25 protein-coding genes and 2 tRNA genes are annotated in these 26,145 nt (G+C 64.9%); 13 read left to right on the top strand and 14 right to left on the bottom strand.

Annotated features, from left to right (window positions below; genetic code table 11):
- Positions 1 to 3: 3 nt before the first annotated feature.
- The 11 genes from nuoF to OWC48_RS31245 all read right to left on the bottom strand — a co-directional run bounded on the left by nuoF (position 4) and on the right by OWC48_RS31245 (position 10,470).
- Entirely contained in the window at positions 4 to 1,329 is a 1,326-nt protein-coding gene (nuoF, locus tag OWC48_RS31195) for an NADH-quinone oxidoreductase subunit NuoF (protein ID WP_014494861.1), read from the bottom strand.
- 15 nt (positions 1,330 to 1,344) lie between these two features.
- Positions 1,345 to 1,545, bottom strand: a complete 201-nt coding sequence (locus OWC48_RS31200) for a hypothetical protein (protein ID WP_028149053.1) — start codon at positions 1,543 to 1,545, stop codon at positions 1,345 to 1,347.
- A complete protein-coding gene (nuoE, locus tag OWC48_RS31205; RefSeq protein ID WP_282523428.1) occupies positions 1,545 to 2,156 on the bottom strand; it encodes an NADH-quinone oxidoreductase subunit NuoE in 612 nt (203 codons plus the stop codon). Before nuoE ends, OWC48_RS31200 begins: the two co-directional genes overlap by 1 nt.
- Positions 2,157 to 2,166: 10 nt before the next feature.
- Positions 2,167 to 3,129, bottom strand: coding sequence for an FkbM family methyltransferase (locus tag OWC48_RS31210; RefSeq protein WP_282523429.1), 963 nt, complete (start codon positions 3,127 to 3,129; stop codon positions 2,167 to 2,169).
- The gene (locus OWC48_RS31215) at positions 3,129 to 4,325 is read right to left on the bottom strand and encodes an NADH-quinone oxidoreductase subunit D (protein ID WP_282523430.1); all 1,197 of its coding nucleotides are present in this window, start codon (positions 4,323 to 4,325) and stop codon (positions 3,129 to 3,131) included. The genes OWC48_RS31210 and OWC48_RS31215 overlap by 1 nt, the downstream gene beginning before the upstream one ends.
- A gap of 2 nt (positions 4,326 to 4,327) precedes the next feature.
- Complete coding sequence (locus OWC48_RS31220; RefSeq protein WP_014494856.1) at positions 4,328 to 4,939, bottom strand: NADH-quinone oxidoreductase subunit C; 612 nt, start codon at positions 4,937 to 4,939, stop codon at positions 4,328 to 4,330.
- 11 nt (positions 4,940 to 4,950) lie between these two features.
- Positions 4,951 to 5,538, bottom strand: coding sequence for an NADH-quinone oxidoreductase subunit B family protein (locus OWC48_RS31225; RefSeq protein WP_061847881.1), 588 nt, complete (start codon positions 5,536 to 5,538; stop codon positions 4,951 to 4,953).
- A complete protein-coding gene (locus OWC48_RS31230) occupies positions 5,529 to 5,894 on the bottom strand; it encodes an NADH-quinone oxidoreductase subunit A (RefSeq protein WP_094977661.1) in 366 nt (121 codons plus the stop codon). The genes OWC48_RS31225 and OWC48_RS31230 overlap by 10 nt, the downstream gene beginning before the upstream one ends.
- Before the next feature lie 476 nt (positions 5,895 to 6,370).
- On the bottom strand, positions 6,371 to 7,507 hold the full coding sequence (locus tag OWC48_RS31235) for a PepSY-associated TM helix domain-containing protein (RefSeq protein WP_282523431.1): 1,137 nt from the start codon (positions 7,505 to 7,507) through the stop codon (positions 6,371 to 6,373).
- Positions 7,508 to 7,529: 22 nt separating this feature from the next.
- Positions 7,530 to 9,779, bottom strand: coding sequence for a TonB-dependent siderophore receptor (locus OWC48_RS31240; RefSeq protein ID WP_282523500.1), 2,250 nt, complete (start codon positions 9,777 to 9,779; stop codon positions 7,530 to 7,532).
- 175 nt (positions 9,780 to 9,954) lie between these two features.
- Positions 9,955 to 10,470 (bottom strand): MarR family winged helix-turn-helix transcriptional regulator, encoded by a 516-nt coding sequence (locus tag OWC48_RS31245; RefSeq protein ID WP_282523432.1) that lies wholly within the window; start codon positions 10,468 to 10,470, stop codon positions 9,955 to 9,957.
- Between the two features lie 184 nt (positions 10,471 to 10,654).
- Between OWC48_RS31245 and OWC48_RS31250 the strand changes: the two genes are divergently transcribed.
- The 6 genes from OWC48_RS31250 (at position 10,655) to pepT (ending at position 15,723) form a co-directional block, all read left to right on the top strand.
- On the top strand, positions 10,655 to 11,845 hold the full coding sequence (locus OWC48_RS31250) for an aromatic ring-hydroxylating dioxygenase subunit alpha (RefSeq protein ID WP_282523433.1): 1,191 nt from the start codon (positions 10,655 to 10,657) through the stop codon (positions 11,843 to 11,845).
- A 120-nt stretch (positions 11,846 to 11,965) separates the two neighbouring features.
- Positions 11,966 to 13,261 carry an MFS transporter gene (locus OWC48_RS31255; RefSeq protein ID WP_282523434.1) on the top strand — a complete coding sequence of 432 codons (1,296 nt, stop codon included), beginning with the start codon at positions 11,966 to 11,968 and terminating at the stop codon, positions 13,259 to 13,261.
- Between the two features lie 142 nt (positions 13,262 to 13,403).
- Complete coding sequence (locus OWC48_RS31260) at positions 13,404 to 13,607, top strand: hypothetical protein (protein WP_071913352.1); 204 nt, start codon at positions 13,404 to 13,406, stop codon at positions 13,605 to 13,607.
- A gap of 159 nt (positions 13,608 to 13,766) precedes the next feature.
- Positions 13,767 to 13,843, top strand: a tRNA-Asp gene (locus tag OWC48_RS31265).
- Between the two features lie 195 nt (positions 13,844 to 14,038).
- Positions 14,039 to 14,368 carry an HU family DNA-binding protein gene (locus tag OWC48_RS31270; protein WP_282523435.1) on the top strand — a complete coding sequence of 110 codons (330 nt, stop codon included), beginning with the start codon at positions 14,039 to 14,041 and terminating at the stop codon, positions 14,366 to 14,368.
- 104 nt (positions 14,369 to 14,472) lie between these two features.
- On the top strand, positions 14,473 to 15,723 hold the full coding sequence (gene pepT, locus OWC48_RS31275) for a peptidase T (protein ID WP_282523436.1): 1,251 nt from the start codon (positions 14,473 to 14,475) through the stop codon (positions 15,721 to 15,723).
- 65 nt (positions 15,724 to 15,788) lie between these two features.
- Here pepT and OWC48_RS31280 read toward each other — a convergent pair whose 3' ends face one another.
- The gene (locus OWC48_RS31280) at positions 15,789 to 16,673 is read right to left on the bottom strand and encodes a hypothetical protein (RefSeq protein WP_282523437.1); all 885 of its coding nucleotides are present in this window, start codon (positions 16,671 to 16,673) and stop codon (positions 15,789 to 15,791) included.
- Between the two features lie 353 nt (positions 16,674 to 17,026).
- Between OWC48_RS31280 and OWC48_RS31285 the strand changes: the two genes are divergently transcribed.
- The 6 genes from OWC48_RS31285 to OWC48_RS31310 all read left to right on the top strand — a co-directional run bounded on the left by OWC48_RS31285 (position 17,027) and on the right by OWC48_RS31310 (position 24,249).
- Positions 17,027 to 17,269, top strand: a complete 243-nt coding sequence (locus OWC48_RS31285; protein WP_282523438.1) for a hypothetical protein — start codon at positions 17,027 to 17,029, stop codon at positions 17,267 to 17,269.
- Positions 17,270 to 17,389: 120 nt separating this feature from the next.
- Positions 17,390 to 17,758, top strand: coding sequence for a hypothetical protein (locus tag OWC48_RS31290; RefSeq protein WP_282523439.1), 369 nt, complete (start codon positions 17,390 to 17,392; stop codon positions 17,756 to 17,758).
- A gap of 54 nt (positions 17,759 to 17,812) precedes the next feature.
- On the top strand, positions 17,813 to 19,087 hold the full coding sequence (gene ihpA, locus OWC48_RS31295) for a divalent metal ion exporter subunit IhpA (protein WP_282523440.1): 1,275 nt from the start codon (positions 17,813 to 17,815) through the stop codon (positions 19,085 to 19,087).
- Positions 19,084 to 20,061, top strand: coding sequence for a divalent metal ion exporter adaptor subunit IhpB (ihpB, locus tag OWC48_RS31300; RefSeq protein WP_282523441.1), 978 nt, complete (start codon positions 19,084 to 19,086; stop codon positions 20,059 to 20,061). The genes ihpA and ihpB overlap by 4 nt, the downstream gene beginning before the upstream one ends.
- On the top strand, positions 20,054 to 23,272 hold the full coding sequence (locus OWC48_RS31305) for an efflux RND transporter permease subunit (RefSeq protein ID WP_282523442.1): 3,219 nt from the start codon (positions 20,054 to 20,056) through the stop codon (positions 23,270 to 23,272). The genes ihpB and OWC48_RS31305 overlap by 8 nt, the downstream gene beginning before the upstream one ends.
- A 2-nt stretch (positions 23,273 to 23,274) precedes the next feature.
- Positions 23,275 to 24,249, top strand: coding sequence for a cation diffusion facilitator family transporter (locus tag OWC48_RS31310; protein WP_282523443.1), 975 nt, complete (start codon positions 23,275 to 23,277; stop codon positions 24,247 to 24,249).
- Positions 24,250 to 24,372: 123 nt separating this feature from the next.
- Here the strand turns inward: OWC48_RS31310 and OWC48_RS31315 are convergent, their stop codons facing one another.
- Together OWC48_RS31315 and OWC48_RS31320 are read right to left on the bottom strand one after the other, a co-directional pair.
- The gene (locus OWC48_RS31315) at positions 24,373 to 25,233 is read right to left on the bottom strand and encodes a class I SAM-dependent methyltransferase (RefSeq protein ID WP_282523444.1); all 861 of its coding nucleotides are present in this window, start codon (positions 25,231 to 25,233) and stop codon (positions 24,373 to 24,375) included.
- Between the two features lie 179 nt (positions 25,234 to 25,412).
- Positions 25,413 to 25,604: a hypothetical protein gene (locus OWC48_RS31320; protein WP_282523445.1), complete on the bottom strand. Its 192-nt coding sequence runs from the start codon at positions 25,602 to 25,604 to the stop codon at positions 25,413 to 25,415.
- 425 nt (positions 25,605 to 26,029) lie between these two features.
- Here OWC48_RS31320 and OWC48_RS31325 point away from each other — a divergent pair.
- Positions 26,030 to 26,106 (top strand) — tRNA-Val (locus OWC48_RS31325).
- Positions 26,107 to 26,145 lie beyond the last annotated feature (39 nt).

Below are 26,145 nucleotides of genomic sequence, written 5' to 3' on the forward strand. Positions count from 1 at the left end.
TCTCTACTCCGCCGCGACCATGTTCACGGGATCGCGGACGCCGATATCGTCGATGTCAGCCTTGTGCGAATACTGGTCGATGCGCGCTTCGATCTCGTGACGGAAATGCGCGATCAGGCCCTGGATCGGCCAGGCGGCTGCGTCGCCGAGCGCGCAGATGGTGTGGCCTTCGACCTGTTTCGTCACCTCCAGCAGCATGTCGATTTCGCGCTTGTGGGCGCGGCCGTCGGCCATGCGGGTCAAGACGCGCCACATCCAGCCGGTGCCTTCGCGGCACGGCGTGCACTGGCCGCAGCTCTCGTGCTTGTAGAAATAGGAGATGCGGGCGATGGAGCGGATCAGGTCGGTCGACTTGTCCATCACGATCACGGCCGCGGTGCCGAGGCCCGAGCGCAGCTTGCTCAAGCTGTCGAAATCCATCGGCGTGTCGATGATCTGCTCGGCCGGCACCATGCGCACCGAGGAGCCGCCGGGGATCACGGCCTTGAGGTTGTCCCAGCCGCCGCGGATGCCGCCGCAATGCTTCTCGATCAGCTCACGGAACGGAATGCCCATGGCCTCTTCGACGTTGCAGGGCCGCTCGACATGGCCGGAGATGCAGAACAGCTTGGTGCCGACATTGTTCGGACGGCCGATGCCGGCGAACCAGGCCGCGCCGCGGCGCAGGATGTCGGGCGCAACCGCGATCGACTCGACGTTGTTGACGGTGGTCGGGCAGCCAAACAGGCCGACATTGGCCGGGAACGGCGGCTTCAGGCGCGGCTGGCCCTTCTTGCCCTCGAGGCTTTCGAGCAGCGCGGTCTCCTCGCCGCAGATATAGGCGCCGGCGCCGTGCGCGACGTAGATGTCGAACGGCCAGCCGTTGACATTGTCCTTGCCGACGAGCTTCGCCTCATAGGCCTGGTCGATCGCGGCCTGGAGATGCTCGCGCTCGCGGATGAACTCGCCGCGGACATAGATGTAGCAGGCATGCGCGTTCATAGCGCAGCTCGCGATCAGGCAGCCTTCGATCAGGAGATGCGGATCGTGCCGCATGATCTCGCGATCCTTGCAGGTGCCGGGCTCGGATTCGTCGGCGTTGACGACGAGATAGCTCGGCCGGCCGTCGGTCGATTCCTTCGGCATGAACGACCATTTCAGGCCGGTCGGGAAGCCGGCACCACCGCGCCCGCGCAGGCCCGAGGCCTTCATCTCGTTGATGATCCAGTCACGGCCCTTGTCGATGATATTCTTCGTACCATCCCAGGCGCCGCGGCGCCGCGCGCCCTCGAGCCCCCAATCGTGGAGGCCGTAGAGGTTCTTGAAGATGCGGTCCTTGTCCTCGAGCATTTCAGTGCTTTCCGATCAACGATTGGACTGCTTGTAGGCGAGTCCGGCGGCGCAGACGGCGAAGGTCAGCGCCCAGAGTAGACTGCTCTCCTGCGTCGCGTTCATCACGAAGCGCTGCAGCAGGAACATGAAGGCGGCCGCGACCGCGGCGTGCATGGCGACGAAGCCCCATTTGTTCACGGCCTCGTTCCCTCCAATTGCGGGGAGATCACGCATCAGGTGATCTCCTTCAGCGTGGTCGGCCCACCCGTCGGCGCCGAGAACTGGCGGCCGTTCTGCGGACCCGGCTTTGGCGGATTGCCCGAGGCGAAGCCGTCGAGCACCTTGCCAAAGGTCTCCTTGGTCAAATCCTCATAGGTGTCCTTGCCGATCAGCACCATCGGCGCATTCACGCAGGCACCGAGGCACTCCACCTCTTCCCAGCTGAAATTGCCGTCCTTGGACAGATGGAACGGCTCGTGGTGGATGCGATGCTCGCAGACGTGGATGAGATCCTCGGCACCGCGCAGGCGGCACGGCGTGGTGCCGCAGACCTGGACGTGGGCCTTCTTGCCGACGGGAGCGAGCTGGAACATCGTGTAGAAGGTCGCGACTTCCAGCACGCGGATATAGGGCATGTCGAGCAGATCGGCGACGGCGCGGATCGCGGCTTCCGACACCCAGCCGTCGTGCTGTTCCTGGACGCGCCAGAGGATGGCGATGACAGCGGAGGCTTGCCGGCCGGCCGGATATTTCGCGATCTGCTGCTTGGCGAATGCGAGGTTCTCGTCCGTAAACGCAAAGCTCGCGGGCTGGACTTCCTTCGGTGCTAATCGGCGAACAGACATCTCTTATCTCTCACTGCATACGGCGCGCGGTTTTCGCATTCAGGGCATCGATCCTGTCCTGCCAAAATGCGCTTGCGGTGCCGAAAACGTTGTAGCCGACGTGGGTCGAGACCTTGATGCGGTCGAGGATCGACAGCTCGGTCACGGTCTCCATCCGGTTGCTGCGCGGATCGAACACGATCAGCTTCAGCGGCGTCTGTTCGAGGATAAAGCGCGACACCGCATGGCTGCGATCGCTGCCGTGCTCTTCACACATGATGACGCTGTCGGTCTCGAGCAGCCGTGCGCCGCCCTTGATCGCCTCGATCTCGACGCCCTCGACGTCGAGCTTGATCAGGTACTTGCCGTGGGCCGCCACCTTGCCGTCGTCGATCAGATTGTCGAGCGCGATGACAGGCACGTCCTCGCCGCCCGCCGACGGTGCGCCGGCGATGCTGAAGGCCTCATGCTTGGTGCCTGACAGCCGCGCGGTGCCACGTGCCGCACCGATCGCGCATTTCAGGGTCTCGAAGCGGTAGCCGTTGACGCGGGCGTTGTTGGCGAGCTTCGGATAGTTCTGCCCCGATGGCTCGATCGCAATCGCCTTGTGCGACCCGAACGGCTTGCTCGAGACCAGCACCGACCAGTAGCCGTAATTGGCGCCGCAATCGAGCAGCGTGTAGTCGACGTCGATGGAGTCGGCGAACAAGACCTCCAGCTCGTCTTCGTAGTTGTACGAGCGGTTGAGCAGCTTGCTCCAATAGCCGTCGCCGTAGGGGAATTCGAACACGGCGTCGGGATTGAGCCTGATCGCGATGTTGCGCTCGGGCAGCGTTTTCCGCAGCAGGTTCGCGCAGGCGATGTAGCCCATATGCGAGAAGTGCGACGAGATCTTCGATCCCGTCACCAGCGCCAAGGCAGCCGTCCGCTCCCACAGGTTGGCCCCTTCAAGGGCCCCCGAGGCACGGTCAAACTGGATTGGCGCCTGCGCCATCACCGATCGACCTCTCCGAACACGATGTCGAGCGAGCCGAGGATCGCCGAGACGTCGGCGAGCAGATGGCCGCGGCAGATGTGGTCCATCGCCTGCAGATGGGCAAAGCCCGGCGCGCGGATCTTGCACTTGTAGGGCTTGTTGGTGCCGTCGGAGATCAGATAGACGCCAAACTCGCCCTTCGGCGCCTCGACCGCGGCATAGACTTCGCCAGCCGGCACGTGGACGCCTTCGGTGTAGAGCTTGAAGTGGTGGATCAGCGCTTCCATCGAGCGCTTCATCTCGCCGCGGCGCGGCGGGGCGACCTTGTTGTCCTCGACGACAACAGGCCCCTTCCCGTCGGCAGCATTCAGCTTCTGGATGCACTGCTTCATGATGCGCACGGACTGGCGCATCTCTTCCATGCGGATCAGGTAGCGATCGTAGCAGTCGCCGTTCTTGCCGATCGGGATGTCGAAATCCATCTCGGCGTAGCACTCATAGGGCTGCGACTTGCGCAGGTCCCAGGCCGCGCCCGAGCCGCGCACCATGACGCCCGAGAAGCCCCACTCCCAGGCTTCCTTGAGCGGCACCACGCCGATGTCGACGTTGCGCTGCTTGAAGATGCGGTTGGCGGTGAGGAGGCGGTCGAGGTCTTCCACGACCTTCAGGAACGGATCGCACCAGGCCTCGATGTCGTCGACCAGCTTCTGCGGCAGGTCCTGATGCACGCCGCCGACGCGGAAGAAGGCTGCGTGCATACGGCTGCCGGAGGCGCGCTCGTAGAACACCATCAGCTTCTCGCGCTCTTCGAAGCCCCACAGCGGCGGGGTCAGCGCGCCGACGTCCATCGCCTGCGTGGTGACGTTGAGGAGGTGCGAGAGGATGCGGCCGATCTCGCAATAGAGCACGCGGATCAACTGGCCGCGGCGCGGCACCTCGATGCCGAGCAGCTTTTCAGCGGCGAGACAGAAGGCATGCTCCTGGTTCATCGGCGCGACGTAGTCGAGCCGGTCGAAGTACGGGATCGCCTGGAGATAGGTCTTCTGCTCGATCAGCTTTTCGGTGCCGCGGTGAAGCAGGCCGATATGGGGATCGACGCGGGCGACGATTTCGCCGTCAAGCTCCAGGACCAGACGCAGCACGCCATGCGCGGCCGGATGCTGCGGGCCGAAGTTGATGGTGAAATTGCGAAGCTGTTCGGGTTGCTCGTTCATGATCAGACCTTCGGTCCCGCCTTCTCGTCACCGGGAAGCGGATAGTCCGCCCCTTCCCACGGCGAGAGGAAATCGAACTTGCGGAATTCCTGGTTGAGCCGGACGGGCTCGTACACCACCCGCTTCTCCTGGTCGTCGTAGCGAACCTCGACGAAACCGGTGGTCGGGAAATCCTTGCGCAGCGGATGACCCTCGAAACCGTAATCGGTCAGCAGGCGGCGCATGTCGGGGTGACCGACGAAGAACACGCCATAGAGATCGTAGGCCTCGCGCTCGAACCAGTCCGCGCCCGGGAACACGTCGATCAGCGACGGCACCTGCGTGGTCTCGTCGGCCTGCGCCTTGAGCCGGATCCGCGTGTTCAGGGTCGGAGACAGGAAGTGATAGATCACGTCGAAGCGTTTTTCGCGCGACGGATAGTCCGCGGCCGTGATGTCGGTGAAGTTGATGAACCGGCATTTCGGATCGTCGCGGAGGTACTTGACCACCTCGACGATCTTGCTGGCCTCGACATCCACCGTGAGCTGGTTGAAGGCAACCGAATGACCGATGGCGGCGCCCGGAAGCGCGCTAACGATCGTCTGCCCCAGGGCGTCGAGCTTGGCGTCGTCCATGACGTAAAACCTTAGCGTTCGATGGTGCCGGTGCGGCGGATCTTCTTCTGCAGCAGCAGCACGCCGTAGAGCAGCGCTTCCGCCGTGGGCGGGCAGCCCGGCACATAGATGTCGATCGGCACGATCCGGTCGCAGCCGCGCACGACCGAGTAGGAATAGTGGTAGTAGCCGCCGCCGTTGGCGCAGGAGCCCATCGAGATGACGTAGCGCGGCTCGGGCATCTGGTCGTAGACCTTGCGCAGCGCGGGCGCCATCTTGTTGGTCAGCGTGCCGGCGACGATCATCACGTCGGACTGGCGCGGCGAGGCCCGCGGGGCGAAGCCGAAGCGCTCGACGTCGTAGCGCGGCATCGAGACTTGCATCATCTCGACCGCGCAGCAGGCGAGACCGAAGGTCATCCACATCAGCGAGCCGGTACGGGCCCAGGTGATGAGGTCGTCGGTCGCGGCCACGAAGAAGCCCTTGTCGGACAGCTCGGAGTTGACCTCGAGGAAAAACGGATCATTGGCGCCAACCGGCCTGCCGGTCGACGGATCAAGGATGCCCTTGGGGGCCGGCGCGACGACCGGACCTGTGGACGATGCAGGGTTCAATCCCATTCCAGTGCTCCTTTCTTCCATTCATAGGCGAACCCGACCGTGAGCACGCCGAGGAACACCACCATGGACCAGAAGCCGGTCGCGCCAAGCTTGCCGAACGCCACCGCCCAGGGAAACAGGAACGCCACCTCGAGGTCGAAGATGATGAAGAGGATGGCGACCAGATAGAAGCGGACGTCGAACTTCATGCGAGCGTCGTCGAAGGCGTTGAAACCGCACTCATACGCCGACAGCTTTTCCGGGTCCGGCTGCTGGAACGCCACGATGAAGGGCGCGATCAGCAGCACGAGGCCGATGATAGCAGCTACCCCTATAAAGACGACGAGTGGAAGATAGTTCTGCAGAATGCCGCTCATTGACGAGCCCTTTTTCCCGTAGCCTCGGGACAGCCACGGATTCGTCCAGTTTGGAATTGTTCTGAGCCTTAGCGCAGTGCACCAATGGGCGCAAGACACGCTCTTTTTAGGCCCTTTGCCGCCCCCAGAACGATAGAAATCCCGGAATCACCCCGCGGCTGGTATGGAGCAGATCGCCAATCCCAGCAAGGGCGGCCACAGTTTTGCAGGGCAGCCGTTCGAGGATTGCGGCATACGGGCCGAGGCAGCTATTTGCCGCGTGTCGTCCGCGATAATTGCCCGGTTTTCTGGGTGCGGCAGCGCACCCAAACCCAGACAACGACCAGCACCGGGGCTCCCACCGTCACCCAGGCGACACTGGCCGACCGTTCCCCAGAGCAGCGCAGCCAGCAGCCCGGTGATGGTCGCAGCCGCGAGGAGGATGGGTGCAGCAAAGACACGTATCCACAGGCCCGAGCGGTCAGAGGAGCCATGCATCACGACGGGACCGGGGTTCGTCTGGCGAATGCGTCGGTCCGAGCGGGCGCGCGCTTGCGCCGCCGTGCCAGCCAGAGATAGAGGCCGCTGCCGATCACAACGATCGTAAGAATGTCGAGCACGGCCCAGATCACCTTGAGCGGCATCCCGCCATAATCGCCGAAATGCAGCGGCTGCGAGATCAGGAGCGCCTGGAGATAGACCGGCAGCGCCCGGCTGTCGGCGACCTCCCCTGTTTCGCCGTCTAGCAGGACCGGCTTGAGGAGCCGCGCCGTCAGCGCCGTATCGCCGCGCATGAAGGCGGCGAAGTGGTGCGAGGAGGTGAACGGCGTTCCCGGAAACGCGATGAAGGCAACCTCCATCCCGGGCGCCGCCTGCCTCGCGCGCGCCACGACGTCGTCGAGCGAGGCCAGATGCGAGGGCGGCGGCTTGCCGGCATAGGGCGCGACCATGCTGGCAAGCTCGGTGGCCTTCCACTGGTTGAGCATCAGCTCGGCCCAGGTGTTGACGACGCCGGTGAGGCCAACCACCAGTGCCCAGGCCACCGTCGCGACGCCAATCAGATTGTGCCAGTCGAGCCAGCGCACGCGGCGCGAGGCGTGATCGCGAATGGTGGCAAAGCGCAGCCGGCGGGTGAACGGCCAGTACAGCACCACGCCTGAGATGATGGCGATGGCGAACAGCAGGCCCATCCCGCCGAGGAACAGTTTTCCGGGCTGGCCGGCGAACATGTCGGTGTGCAGCTTGAGCATGATCAGCATCGGCCCGACACCGACCGGTCCGAGCAGCTTGGTCGACACCGCATCGAACGCGCGCACGGTGGTGTTGTCAGGCAGCCCGTCGGCGGCGCCGTTGGTGAACGCGGTCACGATCCCGGGCTCGTCCTTGTCCCAGGAGATATATTGCAGCACCCGGCCGGGATCGGCGGCGAGCGCGGCGTCGGCGACGGCTTGCGTCGTCGCGCGCGCCGCGCCCGCATGAGCTTCGGGCTGGGGGGCATAGCCCAGGAGCTCATCGATCTCGTGATGGAAGATCAGCGGCAGGCCGGTCAGGCAGAGCAGCAGCAGGAAGACGGTCGAGATCAGGCTGGTCCAGGTGTGGACCACGGACCAGAGCCTGACCGTGCGCGCCTTCACGAGCCCCTCCCCTCGCCCGCGCTTACCACTTGTAGGAGACGCTGGCGGTGACGCGCCGGCGGTCGCCGTAGAAGCAGGACGTCGGGAACGAGCAGCTCGCGACATAGATCTTGTCGGTTACGTTGATCACGTTGAGCGCCGTCCGCCAGTTCTGCCATTCGTAGTGGAGCGCGAGATCGCCGAGCACCACCGCGGGAACCTCGAGGGTGTTGGCGGGGTCGGCCCAGGAGGAGCCGACATAGCGCACGCCGCCGCCGATACCAAATCCGGCAAGCGGACCGTCCTTGAAGGTGTAGTCGGCCCAGCCCGACACCAGCAGCTCCGGCGTGTTGGTCGGCGTCTTGCCCACCAGGGACGGATCGAGGTCCCTGCTGTTGAAGAGATGATAGGCCGTGAAGGCGCCGATCAGCTTCAGCTCCTTCGTGGCGTTGGCGACCGCTTCGAGCTCGATACCGCGCGAGGTCACCTCGCCGGTCTGGTTCTGCAGGAACACCGTGCCCGCAGTGGTCGACACGTTTTGACGCTTGAGGTCGAAGACCGAGGCGGTGAAATAGCCGTCGAAGCCCTTCGGCGCCACCTTCACGCCGATCTCGGCCTGTTGTCCGGTCTCCGGCAGGAACAGCTGGTTGGCGGCGTTGAGGCCGATCACAGGATTGTAGCTCGTGGCGTAGGAGATGTAGGGCGCGATGCCATTGTCGAAATTGTAGATCAGTCCGGCGCGCCCGCTGAACTTGCTGTCATCACGATTGGCGATCGTGGCGCCAGAGTCACGGGCGGCCTGCGTCGTCTCGACCCAGTCGTTGCGGCCGCTCAGCACCAGCGTGAAATTGCCGAGCTTCATCTGGTCCTGCAGATAGGTGCCGGCCTGCTTCTGCGTGATCAGGAAGTTGCGGAACGGCGCGCCCGTCAGGGGGACGTTGACGCCATAGGCGGGATTGAAGACGTTGATCGACGGAACGGTGCCGAAATTGAATATCTGGTAGTCGTCGATCTGGTAGCCCTTCAGATCGACCCCGAACAGCATCGTGTGCCGGACAGGTCCACTGTTGAAGCGATACTCGAGCTGGTTGTCGAGATTGGCCTGATTGGCGGTGTTCTTCGCATACCAATTGTAGCGGCCCATCGTGGCCGTATTGATGTTGTCCCAGCCATTGCCGACATAGCCGCGATAGGTCAGGTCGATATGCGCAAATCGCGCATTCTGGCGGAAGGTCAAATCGTCGGTGAGATTGCGCTCGAACTGGTAGCCGAGCATCTCCTGCTCGCGCGTGAACTTGTCGACGCTGGGATCGCCGACGAAGAAGCTGGTCGGGATCTTGCCGAATGGCGCGTTGGTCACCGTGCCCTGATAGGGCAGGAAGTTGATGCCGCGCGTGTCCTGCTTCGAGGCCGAGGCCAGCACCGTGAACGTGGTGTCGGCATCCGGCTTCCAGGTGAACGACGGCGCGATGAAGTAATTGTTGTCGGGCGTGAAGTTGACCTGCGTCGGGCCGTTCTGGACCTGGCCGACGACGCGGTAGAACAGCTTGCCATCCTGGGGCTGTGTCGCGACGGGACCGCCGACATCGAAAGCGACATAGGCGTTGCCGAAATTGTTTACGCCGGTCTCGACGTAGCGAACCGGCTCGGCCGGCGGCAGCTTGCTGATGACGTTGACGATGCCGCTCGGGCTCGATCCGCCGTAGAGCACCGCCGAGGGGCCGCGCAGCACCTCGACACGCTCCATGTTCGGCGGTTGGAGCTTCCAGCTCGCATAGGAGGTGTAGAACAGCTGCATGCCGTCGAGGAACAGTCCGACATCGTCAGACTTGAAGCCGCGGATCAGCCACCAGTCGTTGCGGGTGTCGGCGCCGAAGGTGCCGGCCCGCACGCCGGCGGTGTAGCGCAGCACTTCGTCGAGCTTGTTCGGCTTCTGGTCGCGGATCTGCTCCGCGCCGATCACCGACACCGACTGCGGTGTCTCCATGATCGGCGTGCTGGTCTTGGTGCCGGACGAGCTGCGGTTGGCGACATAGCCGTTCACCGGACCGCGCGGCGTCTCGACGAAGCCGACATTGCGCTGCTGAAGCGGTCTGCGGCTGGCGGCGGTCGCTACCGACGGCCGCGCCGGGCGGCGCACGGCGGCAGCAGGCGCGCGGCGGCGTGCTTCCGGCGCGTTGACGGTCACTGACGGCAGATTTTGCGCGCCGCTTTGTGCCGAGGATTGTGCGAGTGAAGCCTGCGGCATCAATACGAAAGCGGACGCGGTCGCCAATACGGCCGACCGCAGCATACGAAGATTGTTCAACGCGCACCCCAAGATGTCTATTTGCTTACGTCATGCCATCGTTCCCCCAACGGCATGCGTTTGCGGTGACGCTTAGGTGAGCGCGCGCGAATTCCCTAATTGAAAAGGTCTTAGAAGGACTCTTAGAAGCGATCCAATATTTCCGGAGATTGCTGCGAGATCAGGGCGAAACTTTCTCGGCTTCGAGCATCTTCTCGGCTGTCGCCGTGAGACGGTCGATCTGCGCCAGCAGGGTCTCGAACTCGTCCTTGCTCAACTGTTCCAGCAATTGCCGATTGCGCTCCTGCGCGCCTTCGACGATCGCATCATGCGCTGCGAGCCCTGCCGCGGTCAGCGCAACCAGCACCTCGCGGCCGTCCTTCGGGTTCGCCGACTTCGCGATCAGCTTGCGCGAGACGAGCTCCGCGAGCGCGCGGCTGATCTGGCCCTTGTCCTGGCCGACGGATTCGGCGAGCCGCGCCACGCTCATCGGCGGACGGCGACCAAGCGAGGCGACGAGACCGAACTCGACCGAGGATAATCCGGCGAGGCGCTTGTAGCGCAGGATCGCGCCGCGCTTGAGCAAATTGGCGAGCACCATCAGCCGTGACGACAGCATCACGGTGATCGGCGCCGGCGAATGGCTTTCGTCCGCATCGGGCGCCGCGTGCCCGTCCCTGCTCGATGTCTGGCTCATGATCCACCTCTGCCAAGAAAGCCGGGGCGTGCCAAGCGCTGGTAGCGCAACCTCCCCAACCACTTCCAAATGCGATTAAGAGGCATTTTGAAAGATCTTTGACATTGTCATCGAATTAATTTTCACTGGGGCACCGCATCAAAAAACGACCCGGCCACCAAGGCCAGCGGCGGGGAGGAACAGCATGACGATGACCCAGCGGGATCGCGATCTCGGCACCGCCTATGCGATGAAGCCGGCACACACGCGCACCGAGCTCACCTCGGTCGTTCGCGGCACGCCGATGGGCGAGTTGCTGCGCCGCTATTGGCATCCGGTCGGGCTGGTCAGCGATGCCACCGACACGCCGAAGAAGGTCCGCGCGCTCGGCGAGGATCTGGTGCTGTTCCGCGACAAGCACGGCCGCGCCGGCCTGTTGCACGCGCGCTGCTGCCATCGCGGCACCACGCTCTACTATGGCAAGGTCGAGGAAGACGGCATCCGCTGCTGCTATCACGGCTGGAAGTTCGACGCCGAAGGCCACTGTCTCGAGCAGCCCTGCGAGCCCGACGGCGGCCAGTTCAGGGACAAGGTGCGCCAGCCCTGGTACCCGGTCGAGGAGCGCTACGGGCTGATCTTCGCCTATATGGGCCCGGCCGAGAAACGCCCGGTGCTGCCGGCTTACGAATGCCTGGAAAACATGGACGAAGGCGAGTTCGTCGAAGCCGACGATTCCTCGATCGGCGGCGGCGGCCCCGCGATCATCCCCTGCAACTGGCTCCAGCATTTCGAGAACGTGGTCGATCCCTATCACGTGCCGGTGCTGCACGGCTCGTTCTCGGGGCCACAATTCACCAACATGATGGCCTCGATGCCGGAGGTGAAGTTCGACAAGACGCTGCGCGGCATCGCCGTGCGCTCGATCCGCAAGCAGGACGACGGCAAGGTGTTTTACCGCGTCACCGAAGCCGCCCTCCCCACGCTCCGCGTCGTGCCCAATCCGCGCGTGGCGCAATTTGCCCGCGTCGAGTCGATCGGCTGGACGCTGCCGATCGACGACACCTCGTTCCGCATCTACGTCGCCGGACGCGTCAAGAACTCCGGCGACATCGGCCGCATGCGCTCGAAGTTCAATGGCAAATTCTGGTGGGACATGACCGAGCAAGAGCACCAGCAATTCCCCGGCGACTACGAGGCCCAGGTCGGCCAGGGCCCGCAGACCATCCACTCCGAGGAGCATTTCGGCCAGAGCGACCGCGGCATCCTGATGATCCGGCGCATGCTGAGCGAGCAACTGGAAGCGATGGAGGCGGACCGCGATCCGATCGGCGTGTCGTTCGATACAAGTACTGCGCCGGTCGAATTCGAAGCGGGGAATTACATCCGCGAAGGCTGAGTTTTTGTTTGGCGCGTTTTCTTCACGCGAACCGGTATCCACTTCGCTCGAAAACGCTCTCGACCAGCCCCACGAAGGGCTGGACCGGCAACGACAACAAAGACAAATTGGGGGGATGCGATGGTCGATGTGACATCACAGATGTCGGTGCAAACGACTGCGGCGGCAAAGCCCCCGGCGCAGCGCTATTACGTGCTGGGCCTGCTCACCATCATCTATGCGCTGAACTTCCTCGACCGCACGATCTTCAACGTCCTGATCGAGCCGATCAAGAAGGAGTTTCAGCTCAGCGACACCATGATGGGCCTGCTCGCAGGCTTCGGCTTCGCGCTGTTCTATTCCCTGCTCGGCATTCCCATCGCGCGCGTCGCCGACCGGCTCAACCGGCGCAACATCGTCGCGGTGGCCTTTGCGTTCTGGAGTGCAATGACGGCGCTGTGCGGGGCGGCCTCGAGCGTGACCTCGTTGGCGCTGGCGCGCATCGGCGTCGGCATCGGCGAATCCGCAGGCTCGCCCGCCTCGCAATCGATCGTCGCCGATCTCTTCACCAAGAACGAGCGGCCGCGCGCGCTCGGCATCTACGCCATCGGCACCTATCTCGGCGTCTTCCTCGGCTATTTCATCGGCGGCTACGTCAACCAGCACTATGGCTGGCGGATGGCGTTCTATGTCGCCGGCCTGCCCGGCATCCTGCTCGCATTGATCCTGTGGCTGACGATCTCCGAGCCGAAGCGCGGCGCGATGCAGGAGAGTTTCGTGCCCGAGCCGCTCGGGCCGACACTGCGCTTCCTGGCCTCGCAGCAGAGCTTCATCATCGTGCTGATCGGCTTCTGCCTCACCACCTACACGAACTACGCAACGGCGGCCTGGATCCCGCCATTCCTGGCACGCGTGCACCATCTGTCGAGCGCCGAGATCGGCACCTATGCCGGCACCTTCAAGGGGCTCGCCGGCATGGCCGGCACCCTGCTCGGCGGCTTCGTGGTGGCGCAGATCAGCCGCCGCGACGATCGCTGGAAGCTGTGGGCGCCCGCGATCACCTCCGGCCTCGCCGGCCCGGTGTTCGCGCTGTGCATGCTGATCCAGGATTTCGCGATGATGGTGGCCATGCTGGCGCTGACCTCGTTCCTGGTCGGCTTCCATCTCGGGCCGATCTTCGCGATCGCGCAGACGGTGGCCAAGCCGAGCATGCGGGCGCTCGCCTCCGCCCTGATCGCGCTCACCGCCACCTGCTTCGGCCAGGGCGTCGGCCCGCTCGCGGTCGGCATGGTCAACGACGCCCTGAAGGGCACCTATGGCGCGGACGCCGTACGTTATTCCCTGCTCTCGGCGGCGGTCACGACCACACTGGGAGCCCTGCTGTTCGTCTGGGCGGCCCGCACGATCCGGGACGATATCGGCCGGGCGGCCGCCTGAGACCCGTTCCGGCCGCCAGCCCTGCGAAACCAAGCGGGCGCATTAATGAAACCATTTTGCGGAACCCGCGAAACCATCCGGAAACAGATGGTCCTTAAGACATGAGCCGATAGACGGCGGCTAAGCCCGTCGGGAGGCTCATATGAACCACTCAATTCACTCGGCTGATCGTGGCACCCACCTGAAGATCGTGGTGGTGGCGCTGGTTGCCGGTATTCTGGTCGCCGGCTTCGGGATCGCAGCCCGCACCAATGTCGATACCAGCCAGACCGCCCAATCGGCTCACGTGATCAAGGCCGGTAAGCCGGTGGCCGTGACCAGCGCAGGCACGTCGGAGATTCGCTGACACGCCCTGTTTGGGGCTGACGGAGGCCGCCGCCTGGCGGCCTTTTTCGTTTTCCAGAGCAATGCTTAGCCGATGCGTCCTGACAAAGCGCAACGTCCTTGACTTCACCCAGCCCCGCCTTTAAGTCCCCCCTCGTTCCGCGCGCTTTCAGCGAACCACGCGGGAGTAGCTCAGTTGGTTAGAGCGCCGGCCTGTCACGCCGGAGGTCGCGGGTTCGAGCCCCGTCTCTCGCGCCATTTTGGCAATCCCTTCATAGTCTTAGCCCGAACTTTTCGACGCCTTTCGCGACACTGTCGGCGATTGCCGGCGTCCGGCGGGAACTCGTGGCATAGTCAGCCCGCGCCCGAATCGTCTACGCCTTCCAGGACTTGGAGGGATCCCCACGCTTGACCGGCTTTTCCGGGGCTTCCCTGTCATTGAGGAGGCCAGACATGGCTAAAAAGGATTCGGCCAAGAAGGATTCGGCGAAGAAGGCCGCCGCTCCCGCCACCGTCACGCTCAAGCACCTCGCCGCTGACATCGCGGAGAGCCAGGACCTCTCGAAAAAGCACGCCGAGGCCGTCCTGACCGACATGGTCGATCTGATCGCCAAGCACCTCAAGAAGGGCGACCGCGTCCGCATCGTCGGTCTCGGCATCCTCCAGGTCCGCAAGCGCGCCGCCCGCACCGGCCGCAACCCCACCACCGGCGAGGCGATCCACATCAAGGCCAGCAAGAAGGTTGCCTTCCGCCCGGTCAAGGAGCTCAAGGAAGCGATCTGATAGCTACGTTTCGTTAAGCCTGATCCGCTTCGTTCCGGCCGCATCACGGCCCGCTTTTCTGATATACCGCCTGCTCCCCAAAAGACCCGGCGGTTTGACCAGAAATGTCCTCCCTCACCTTCACGCACACCGTGACCGAACGCTTCCTGCGCTACGTCACCATCGACACCCAGTCCGATCCGGAATCCCCGGCCTCGCCCTCGACCGAGAAGCAGAAAGATCTCGGCCGCGTGCTCGCCGCCGAGCTGAAGGCCATGGGCGTCGCCGACGCGCATCTCGACGACTACGGCTACGTCTACGGAACGATCCCGGCCAATACGACCAAGAAGGTGCCGGTGATCTGCTTCTGCTCGCACATGGACACCTCGCCCGACGTGACCGGCAAGGACGTCAAGCCGCAGCTGGTGAAGGACTATCGCGGCGGCGATATCACGCTGCCGGGCGATACCAGCCAGGTGATCCGCTTCACCGAACATCCCGCGCTGAAGAACCAGATCGGCAACGACATCATCACCACCGACGGCACCACGCTTCTCGGCGCCGACAACAAGGCCGGCGTCGCCGAGATCATGGATGCTGCGCATTTCTTCATCAACAACCCCGATGTGAAGCACGGCACCATCAAGATCCTGTTCACGCCGGACGAGGAGATCGGCCGCGGCGTCGACAATGTCGACCTGAAGAAGCTCGGCGCCGATTTCGGCTACACCATGGACGGCGAGAGCGCCGGCAGCGTCGAGGACGAGACCTTCTCGGCCGACGGCGCCACCATCACCATCAACGGCGTCAGCGCCCATCCAGGCTACGCCAAGGGCAAGATGGAGCACGCGATCAAGATCGCAGCCGCCATCGTCGAGCGGCTGCCGAAGGAAGGCTGCTCACCCGAGACGACGTCAGGCAAGCAGGGCTTTCTGCATCCGATCGGCATCGACGGCGCGCTGGAGCAGGCGACGCTGTCCTTCATCGTGCGCGACTTCACCGAGGAGGGGCTGAAGGAGAAGGAAGTCCTGCTCGAGAATATCGTCAAGGACGTGATGAAGGAGTATCCGCGCTCGACCTACAAGTTCGAGGTGCGGGAGCAGTACCGCAACATGAAGCAGGTGATCGACCGTCACCCGCACATCCTCGAATACGCCATCGAGGCGATCCGCCGTGCCGGCCTGCGCCCGATGCGCACCGCGATCCGCGGCGGCACCGACGGCTCGCGCCTGTCCTTCATGGGCCTGCCCTGCCCCAACATCTTCGCCGGCGAGCACGCGTTTCATTCGCGGCTCGAATGGGTCAGCCGGCAGGACATGGAAAAGGCGGTGCAGACGATCGTGCATCTCGCCATGATCTGGGAAGAAAAGGCTTAGCACCTCTTCGTAGCGTCTCTCTTGGAGGTGATGTGGCCGGGCTTGCTCCCGGCCACTCTCGAGAGCTACGGCACCGGCATCGCGCGAGGGCTACGATGGAAGCGGTCCGAGCTCGCCATCCAGTCCGGCAGCGGCTCTCCATCGCGGTGCCGCCCGCCGGCAACCGCCGCGGCCCAGGCCACCATGGCTCCGATCAGGGCCGCCGCCGCCACCGAGAAGGCGACGATGACCGAATTGCGCCGTGCGCGGTTGATCGCGGTCCGCGCGTCCGCGATCAGGGCGTCGACCCGACGCTCGGAATCGGCGGCCGCCAGTCCGGTCAGCGCGGTGACCTGCTGCACGAGATAATTGCGATCATCGAGCGCGACGCCACTATGGCTCGATGACGTCATCAGGATGCGTCCGGCTTCGGCACGGGCTTCCCGCATGTCGACGGAAGGCCGCCGCGGCGCGCGGAACAGCTTGTCGAGCTCGTAGCTCAACAGCGGCTCGGCGGAGGTCGCATTCCCGGACGAGCTGCGTATCGGCGAACGGTCGATCGCGGCAGCACCGATGATCGCCAGCAGCGTCGCGCCGATCAGCACGGCCAGAGCCCAGGACGTCAGCCCATGAAGCCCGTCCCGCCGCTCGGCGTCGTCCTCGATCGTGGCCAGCACAGGCGCAGGTCGCGCCGTCCGGCCGGCGATATAGCCGCCAACGCCGAAACTGATAATCGCCTGAATGATCACGTAGAGCCCGGACAGCAGCGCCAGCGCCACAGAGGCATCACGCCATGTCGGCGAGGCCGAACTGACACCGAGGCCGATGGCGACGCCAAAGCCGACCAGGATGAATGACATCGCACCGGCGGCGAAAGCGCCCGCGAACACCGAGCTCCACTGAATGGTGCGGCGGCCCTCGGCAGCCGCTACGCCGCCTTCCATCGTGTTGTCCCGTACGAGTGTTTCCATTGCCGTTCTCAGCGCAGGCCGAAGAACGACAGGATCGCCATGATCACGACGATCAAGCCGATCAGATAGATCAGTCCGTTCATAGTCCATCCTCCTCAAATGCTCCGGGGCGCTAATGAGGTCGGCGGACGAACGTTCCTAATTTTCCCAGCCGGCGGGAACGAACCGGCGGGATGCGGATTGTCTGATCAAGTCCCAAGGATAGAGATTGTGAGCACAAGAGGCCTCAGCCGGTCAGCCCCGGGCTGGGGCCTTTTCGCGTTTGCAACCGCCTTACTGTCCTATGTTAACGACGCCGGCGCCGGGATCGTCAAAGATGCGATCGGGGCGAACCTCCAGATCGGGAGCGCCGTGTGGATCGCAGAACCGCGTGCCTGAATCAGGCGAATGCATCCCGGGAGAAGGCCATCGCCGATCCCGAGCACCACGACCAATGGATCGATGAAGCCATCGAATGGCTGAAGCAGGCCATGGAAGCGAGTCGTTGTGCCATTAATACCGTGGAGGCTGACGGCACGCCCCACGTTGCGGAGCCGGCCGGCACGGCGGCAATCGAGACCTTCGCCTCACCCTTGCGCGTCATCGCCCGGCAGTAAGAGGCGGTCGCAACCCACGGGCTGCTGCGGCAATTGTTCCAGGGACGTAACAATGTTGCGGGTCGACACTGTTCCCGGCCCCATGCTAGGCCGTGCACAGACCGCAACCAGAGTGACGTCGTGCCCGCGAACCGCCAGCCCTCAGGATTTTGCCGCCCGCGCAACTGGCGCGGACTGCTGTCTGTGCTGATCGCGGTTGTCTATCTGCTCGCGGGCGCGCTGCACGGCCTGCACGACATCGACGTGACCACGCCTGGCGGCGGCTCGGAGATCGCCTCGATTGTCGAAGACGGTTCTGCTGCGGGCCATGGCGATCACAAGGCGCTCGGCGGCCATCACTGCCACGGCTGCTTCTCGGTCGCCGTCGCGCAGCCGATGCTGGCTGCAGCTGCCGCTGACATCGTTGCCGCACCGATCGCGCAGCGCGAGCCTGCGCTGATCGGCGTTGCGCCTGACACCGACTCTCCGCCCCCCAAACACCTGACCTGAACTGATCAGCCGGGCGCCTTTGCGCCTACGATGCTATTGTTCACAGGTCACTTCATGTCTTGCAGACGGACTGCCGCGCGCCTTGCCTGCGCGATGGCGATCTTCGTTGGCCCCTGGCTGACGCAGCACACGCACGCCCAGACGCTTACGATGCGGAGCGCGTTGTCGCGCGCGCTGGCCGCGAGCCCGCGGCTCACCGCGGCAGAGCGCGACGTCGGCATCGCCACGGGGCAGCGCATCCAGGCCGGCGCGCTGCTCAATCCGGAACTGTCCTATGAACAGGACAATTCGTTCGGGTCAGGCATCTATCGCGGCACGAGATCGGCCGAGACCACGCTCCAGATCAGCCAGGCCTTCGAGCTGTTCGGCAAGCGTGATGCGCGGATCGCCGCGGGCGCCGCCGGCATCGAGGTGGCCGCGATCCAGCGCAAGGCCGTCAGGCTGGAGGTGCTGTCGGAAACTGCGATTGCCTTCCTCAGCGTGCTCGGCGCGCAGCGGCGCATCCAGATCCTCGACGAGCAGATCGCTGCGATCGACCGGCTGACGCCGCTGCTGCGCCGCCGCGTCGAGGCCGGCGCCTCCTCGCCGGCCGAGACCGGCCGCGCCGAGGTTGCGTCCGCCCTGGTGAAGGCCGACCGCGAACGCTTCAAGGCGACGCTGGCGAGCGCCCGGCGGGAGCTCGCGGTGCTGATGGGGGATCCCGCGGCAAAATTCGGCGAGGTCTCCGGCCGGCTCGACACCACGGGAAAGACGCCGACGTTCCAGTCGGTCGTCGCCGCCATCGATGCCAATCCGCAGCTGGTGCGCTGGACCGCGATCTATGCCCAGCGCAATGCCGAGCTGTTGATGGCCAGGCTCAGGCCCTATCCCGACGTGCGGATCGCCGCCGGCTGGCGCCATTTCAGCGAGACCAACGACGACGCGGTGCGCCTCACCGTCTCGGTGCCGATTCCCGTGTTCGACCAGAACCAGGGCAACATCCTCTCGGCGCAGGAAAGCCTCGCCAAGACCAGGGCCGAGCGCGAAGCCAACCGCAACACGCTGATCGTGGTCGCCGGCCGCGCCTACGATTCGCTCCAGGGCTCGCTGCGCGAGCTCGCGGTGCTGCGCGAGACCGCCATCCCCAAGGCCACAGAGGCGTCGGAAGCGATCGCGCAGGGCTACGGCCAGGGCCGCTTCACCCTGCTCGAAGTGCTCGACGCCCAGGCGAGCGTTACGCAAGCGCGGCTGCGCGAGCAGGAGGCGCTGCAAAACTTCCATGCCGGCGTTGCGACCATCGAAGGCCTCGTCGGCAATCCCTTTGCGCTGGCCCGGGAGAGCGCGCGATGAAGACATCCTCCACCATCCTGATCACCATCGTGGCCGCAGCACTCGGCGCTTACGGCTATTCCCTGCTCGCGCCCACCAAGGTCGCGCCGACGGAACATGCCGAGCATTCCGAACAGAAGAAGCCGAACGACCATGTCGAGCAGGACGAGCACGGTGCCGACCGCATCCGCATCTCCGACGTCAAGCTGGCCGCCGCCGGCGTGGTGCTGGCGGAAGCTGCGAGTGCGACGCTGACCGATACGCTGTCCTTCAACGGCATCTTGCGCGCTAACCAGGAAGCCGTCGTGCAGGTGACGCCGCGCTTTCCGGGGGTCGCCAAATCGATCCAGAAGCGCATCGGCGACAGGGTCGGCAAGGACGACCTGCTCGCCGCGATCGAGAGCAACCAGAGCCTCACCGTCTACGAGCTCAAGGCGCCGATCGCAGGCACCGTCATCGAGCGGCAGATCTCGCTCGGCGAATACGCCTCCGAGCAGAAGCCGGCCTTCGTGGTCGCCGACCTCTCCTCCATCTGGGTCGACCTGTCGATCTACCGGCAGGATCTGCGGCGCGTCCGCCTCAACGACGAGGTGCTGATCGATCCCGACGACGGCCGCGGCGAGATCAAGGGCACGATCTCCTACATGGCCCCGATCGGCAGTAGCGAGACCCAGACCGCGCTCGCCCGCGTGGTGCTGGCAAATCCGGACGGGCGCCTGCGTCCCGGCCTGTTCGTCACGGCGCGGCTGATCCTCGCCGCGCGCAACGTCGCGGTCGCCGTGCGCCGAAGCGCGATCCAGACGCTGGAGAGCAGGACCATCGTGTTCGTCCGCGAGGACGGCGACAAGATCGAGGCGCGCCCCGTGGAGCTTGGAGATTCCGATCCGCGCCATGTCGAGATCAAGGCGGGTCTTTCGGCCGGCGAGCATTACGTCGCGGAGAACAGTTTCGTCGTGAAGGCCGAGATGGGCAAGGGCGAGGCCGAACATGATTGAGCGTCTCATCGCCGTCTCGCTTCAGCAGCGCTGGCTGGTCCTCCTGCTCGCGCTCGGCGCCGTCGCTTTCGGAGCCTGGAATTTCCAACGCCTACCGATCGATGCCGTGCCTGATATCACCAACGTCCAGGTCCAGATCAACACCCGCGCGCCCGGCTATTCGCCGCTGGAAACCGAGCAGCGCATCACCTTCCCCGTCGAGACCGCGATGGGCGGCCTGCCGAAGCTCGATTACACCCGCTCGCTGTCGCGCTACGGCCTGAGCCAGGTGACGGTCGTGTTCAAGGACGGCACCGACATCTATTTCGCCCGCCAGCTCGTGGGCGAGCGCATCCAGCAGGTGAAGGACCAGCTTCCGGCGGGCGTCGAGATCGCGATGGGCCCGGTCTCGACCGGCCTGGGCGAAATCTTCATGTACACCGTCGAGGCCAAGGCGGGGGCGAAGACGCAAGGCGGTCATGACTATTCGCTGACCGATCTGCGCACCGTGCAGGACTGGATCATCCGGCCGCAGCTTCGCAACGTGCCTGGGGTGATCGAGGTCAACACCATCGGCGGGTTCGAGCGGCAGTTCCACGTGCTGCCGGACCCCGGCAAGCTGATGGCCTACCGGCTCGGCTTTCGCGACGTCATGACGGCGCTCGCCGCCAACAACGCCAATGTCGGCGCGGGCTATATCGAACGCAACGGCGAGCAATATCTGGTGCGCTCCCCGGGCCAGGTCGGCAACATCAGCGAAATCCAGGACATCGTGATCGGCTCGCGCGGCGGCAATCCCGTCAGGATCAGGGATGTCGCCACCGTCAAGGAAGGCCGCGACCTCCGCACGGGAGCGGCGACGCGCGACGGCGAGGAGACCGTGCTCGGCACCGCCATGCTGCTGATCGGCGAGAACAGCCGCAGCGTGGCGCGCCGCGTCGCAGCCCGTCTCGACGAGATCGCCAAATCGCTGCCCGACGGCGTCGTGACGCGGACCGTCTACGACCGCACCCATCTGGTTGAGGCCACCATCCGCACGGTCGAAAACAACCTCCTCGAAGGTGCGGCCCTGGTCGTGGCCGTGCTGTTCCTGATCCTCGGAAACATCCGCGCCGCGCTCGTGGTGGCCTGCGTCATTCCGCTCTCCATGGCCATGACGATCACCGGCATGGTCGAAACAAAAGTCAGCGCGAACCTGATGAGCCTGGGTGCGATCGATTTCGGCATCATCGTCGACGGCGCCGTGATCATCGTCGAGAACTGCCTGCGCATGCTGGCCGAGGCGCAGCGCCAGAAAGGCGGCCTGCTCTCCACCCCCGAACGGCTGCGCGCGATCCTGCGCGGGTCGCGCGAGGTCATCAAGCCGAGCCTGTTCGGAACGCTGATCATCGCGGTTGTCTACCTGCCCGTGCTGACGCTGACCGGCGTCGAGGGCAAGATGTTCACGCCGATGGCGCTGACCGTGCTGATGGCGCTGGGCGCCGCGGTGCTGTTCTCCATCACCTTCGTGCCGGCGGCGGTTGCCATCTTCGTCACCGGCAAGGTGTCCGAGCACGAAAACCTGTTCATGCGGGTGGCGAAGCGCATCTATCTCCCCCTGCTCCGCCTCGCGATCGACAATCGGGTCGCGGTCACCGTGATGGCCGCCATCATCGTGATCGCAAGCGGCATTGCGGCCGCGCGCATGGGGGGCGAGTTCATCCCGAGCCTGGACGAAGGCGACGTCGCGCTGGCCTCGATCCGGATTCCCGGTACCAGCCTCACACAGTCGCTGGATCTGCAAAAGGCGCTGGAAAAGCGCATCAAGGAGATTCCCGAGGTGAAGGAATTCTTCACCCGCATCGGCACCGCCGAGATCGCGACCGACCCGATGTCGCCGGCGCAGACAGACGGCTACATCATGCTGAAGCCGCGCGCGGAATGGCCCGACCCGGACAAGCCGAAATCGGAGGTGATCGAGGCCATCGACCACGCCGCCGACGACATTCCCGGCAGCGCCTATGAAATCTCCCAGCCGATCCAGTTCCGTGTCAACGAGCTGATCTCCGGCGTGCGCAGCGACGTCGGCATCAAGGTCTTCGGCGACGATCTCGATATCCTTCAGGGCGCAGCAAAGCAGGTCGAGGCCGCAATCCGCGGCATCCGCGGCGCCAGCGACGTCAAGATCGAGCAGGTCTCGGGCCTGCCGATCCTCACCGTCCGGCTCGACCGCCAGGCGCTTGCCCGCTACGGGCTCAGCATCGGCGAGGTGCAGGGCATTGTCGAAATCGCGGTCGGCGGCAAGTCGGCGGGCAAGCTGTTCGAGGGCGACCGCCGGTTCGACATCGTCGTGCGCCTGCCCGAGCACCTGCGCGGCAATCTCGAGGCGATCCGGGCCATCCCGATCCCGCTGCCGCCCAGCGAGGAAGCGGCAAGCGGCACCGCCGTTCGAACAGCGCTGACCGCCTCTCCCCTTGCCCAGATGCGCTATGTTCCGCTGTCGTCGGTCGCGACCGTCGATGCGACGCCCGGTCCCAACCAGATCAGCCGCGAGAACGGCAAGCGGCGCATCGTCGTCACCGCCAATGTCCGCGCGCGCGATCTCGGTTCCTTCGTGAGCGAGGCGGAAGCCGCGGTCGCCGAAAAGGTCAAGCTGCCGCCGGGCTACTGGATCGGCTGGGGCGGCCAGTTCGAGCAGCTGGTCTCGGCGACCAAGCGACTGACGATCGTGGTGCCGGTGGCGCTCCTGCTGGTGTTCCTGCTGCTGTTCATGGGCATGGGATCGGCGGCGGATGCAGCGCTCGTGTTCTCCGGCGTGCCGCTGGCGTTGACGGGTGGCGTCGCCGCGCTGCTGCTGCGCGGTATTCCCTTATCGATCAGCGCCGGCGTCGGCTTCATCGCGCTGTCGGGCGTCGCCGTGCTCAATGGCCTCGTCATCATCGCCTTCATCGAGCGGCTGCGCAGCGAAGGGAGGCCGATCGCAGAAGCCGTACGCGAGGGCGCACTGACCCGGCTGCGCCCGGTGCTGATGACCGCCCTGGTCGCCTCCCTCGGCTTCGTGCCGATGGCGCTCGCCACCGGCGCCGGCGCCGAGGTGCAGCGTCCGCTCGCGACCGTGGTGATCGGCGGCATCATCTCCTCGACCGTGCTGACGCTGCTGGTGCTGCCGGCGCTCTATGCGCTGTTCCGGCGTGACGCGGCAGGCGAAACGCCTACAATGGCGCCTGATTTGGCCGCGTCCGGGGAGCGCTAGATTTGGGCAGCCACGACCATCACGGTCACCACCACCATGATCATGCCGGCCATGGGCATGACCACGGGCATAACCACGGTCCTGGCCACGCGCATGTCCATGCGCCCGCCAATTTCGGCACGGCATTCGCGATCGGCATTTCGCTCAACACCGCGCTGGTCGTGGCCGAGGCGATCTACGGCTATATCGGCAACTCCACCGCGCTGCTCGCCGATGCCGGCCATAACCTCAGCGACGTGCTCGGCTTGGTCGTGGCCTGGTGCGCATCGATCGCGGCAAGGCGCGCGCCGAGCGGCCGCTTCACCTACGGTTTTCGTGCCTCCACCATCCTGGCGGCGCTGGCAAATGCAGTGTTCCTGCTGGTCGCAACAGGGGCGATCGGCTGGGAGGCGATCTTGCGGCTCCGCGAGCCGGAGCCGGTTGCGGGCGTCACGGTAATGGTGGTCGCCGGTATCGGCATTCTCATCAACGGTTTTACCGCCATGCTGTTCGCGCGCGGACGCAAGGACGACATCAACATCGAAGGCGCCTATCTGCACATGGCGGCCGACGCCGCGGTCTCGCTCGGCGTCGTGATCTCGGCAGCGCTGATCATCTGGACCGGCTGGCTCTGGCTCGATCCCGTCACCAGCCTCGTCATCTGCGCCACCATCCTCTGGAGCACCACCAGCCTGCTGCGCGGCTCCATCGACATGTCGATGGCCGCGGCGCCCAAGGGCACCGACATCGCCGCGATCAAGATCTTTCTGCTGGAGCGGCCCGGCGTCTCGGGAATCCACGATCTCCACGTCTGGCCGATCTCGACCACCGAGACGGCGCTGACCTGCCATCTCGTGATGCCCACCGGCGCCGGCGATGCATTCCTGATGGAGACGGCGCAGATGCTGAGGGCGTCCTTCCGCATCGGCCACACAACGCTTCAGATCGAGACGCATCCCGACAACGGCTGCGCGCTGGCGCCGGATGATGTGGTGTAGGCCTCACAGGCCCATCCACGCCGTCATTGCGAGGAGCAAAGCGACGAAGCAATCCAGACTGCCTCCGCGGAGGCAGTCTGGATTGCTTCGCTACGCTCGCAATAACGGTGGATAGAGCGCCGCCTACGCCGCCTTCGCCGTGACGATCCAGATCGCGCCCTGCAGCGCCACGTTCTGCCCCTTCATGAACGGCGCGAGCATCTCGCGGATCGAGGCTTTTGCCGCAGCATAGGTCTCCGGCGGATGGCCTTGCAGCGCGCGGCTGGCTGGGCCGATCTGGAGCGCGCCGTCGACGGCGGCATCGAGGCCGCCGCCGATGGCGACATCCATCGCGAGATTGTGCGGCTCCATCGCCACGTCCACGAAGCCGGCGCCCTTCAGGATACGCATCACGCGCTCCTCCGAGGCAAACGCGAACGGGCCCGGCTCTTCCGGCCCGACCGGCGGCATCTTCGGGACATGTTTGTAGACCGCCATCAGCGGCGCCATCATCCACGGATTTTCCTTTGGCTCGCGCCAGCAGGCGAAGGCGAGCCGTCCGGTCGGCTTCAGCGCGCGGCGGAGATTGGTGAAGGACGCAATGGGATCGGCAAAGAACATCACGCCGAAGCGCGACGCCAACAGGTCAAAGCTCGCCGGCTCGAACGGATGGACGGTCGCATCCGCCAGCACGAAATCGAGCGGCAGGCCTTTTGGGGCAAACGCGCGCGCCTGCGACAGCATGGGGTCGGAAACATCGAGGCCGAGCGCGAAGCCATCAGGCGCGACCGCCTTCGCGAACGCGAACGTCGTCGCACCGGAGCCGCAGCCGACGTCGAGCACGCGCTCGCCCGGCTTCGGCCTGGCGCGGTCGATCAGCACGTCGGCGATGGGTCCGAGCAGGCTTTCCTGGGCAGCGTGCCGATCGGCCCAGCGCTGCCCGCTCGGACCGTTCCAATAGGCGATCTGATCGGCGTTTTGCTCGTGTCCGCTTGGCTGTTCCATGGATCCCCTCCGGCAGCTTGGTCGAAAGACCCCGATGCCGAAAAGCAAGGACGCCGTCAACTGAGGCGGCCTGTTCGGTCCACCTGTCAGCGAGACGTTCTTGCGTTCACGCCGCACGGCACGGCGTCAGAGGTTGACGGACGCTGAGGTCTTCAACTGTCGACCTGCGCTACGCCGGATCATTCGGCCGCGAGCGAAACTCCGGTTCGCTTGGCAAGGACGCGGCGAAAGTCGGCTGCCAGCTCGTCGTAATAGTTGGCAAGCTCCTCGTAGAAGGCCCGACCGGCCTCATCAGAAGCTTCTTGAGCCGCTTTCATGCAGTGGGCGGCTTTCGACTCGTACCTTTCCAGCTTGATGCGAAGATCACTCATCACGGCGATACTCCACGCTGCCACAGGGAGCCGTAACGGTGGTTCGGATGGCGATCAAAAAGATGACCGAAAAAGGGCAATTTTGGACCCTTGGAGGGCGACTCGTGGGCGTCCGATGTCAGGCGCAACGAGGCAGACAGCCGCCAGATCGGCACGCCGTCAGCCGGAACTACCAAATTGGAATGATTGAGCCGCGGCGGCTCATGCGTCGCGCTTCGCGCAACACGCCCGGCAACAATGTCGGTAGATGAGGTCCAGCAGAGCACACATTGGCCACCCGTCCATCGTGAATTGCGGTGGACATTGGCCGACTCGTGGGCGGACGCCTGTGACAATCATCACAAAGCCGGTCTTTGCTCAAGCCCTATTTGCAATGCGCTCGGGTCTTGCTCGAACACCCGCGGGAGGGCTAAAGAGGCGCCTTGGGGCGGTTAGCTCAGCTGGTTAGAGCATCTCGTTTACACCGAGAGGGTCCGCGGTTCGAATCCGTGACCGCCCACCAGCCTGCGCTCGCGCAGCGACGCAGGCTGCCACGGCGGGC

The organism is Bradyrhizobium sp. Arg816, assembly GCF_029989365.1.
Taxonomy (GTDB): domain Bacteria; phylum Pseudomonadota; class Alphaproteobacteria; order Rhizobiales; family Xanthobacteraceae; genus Bradyrhizobium.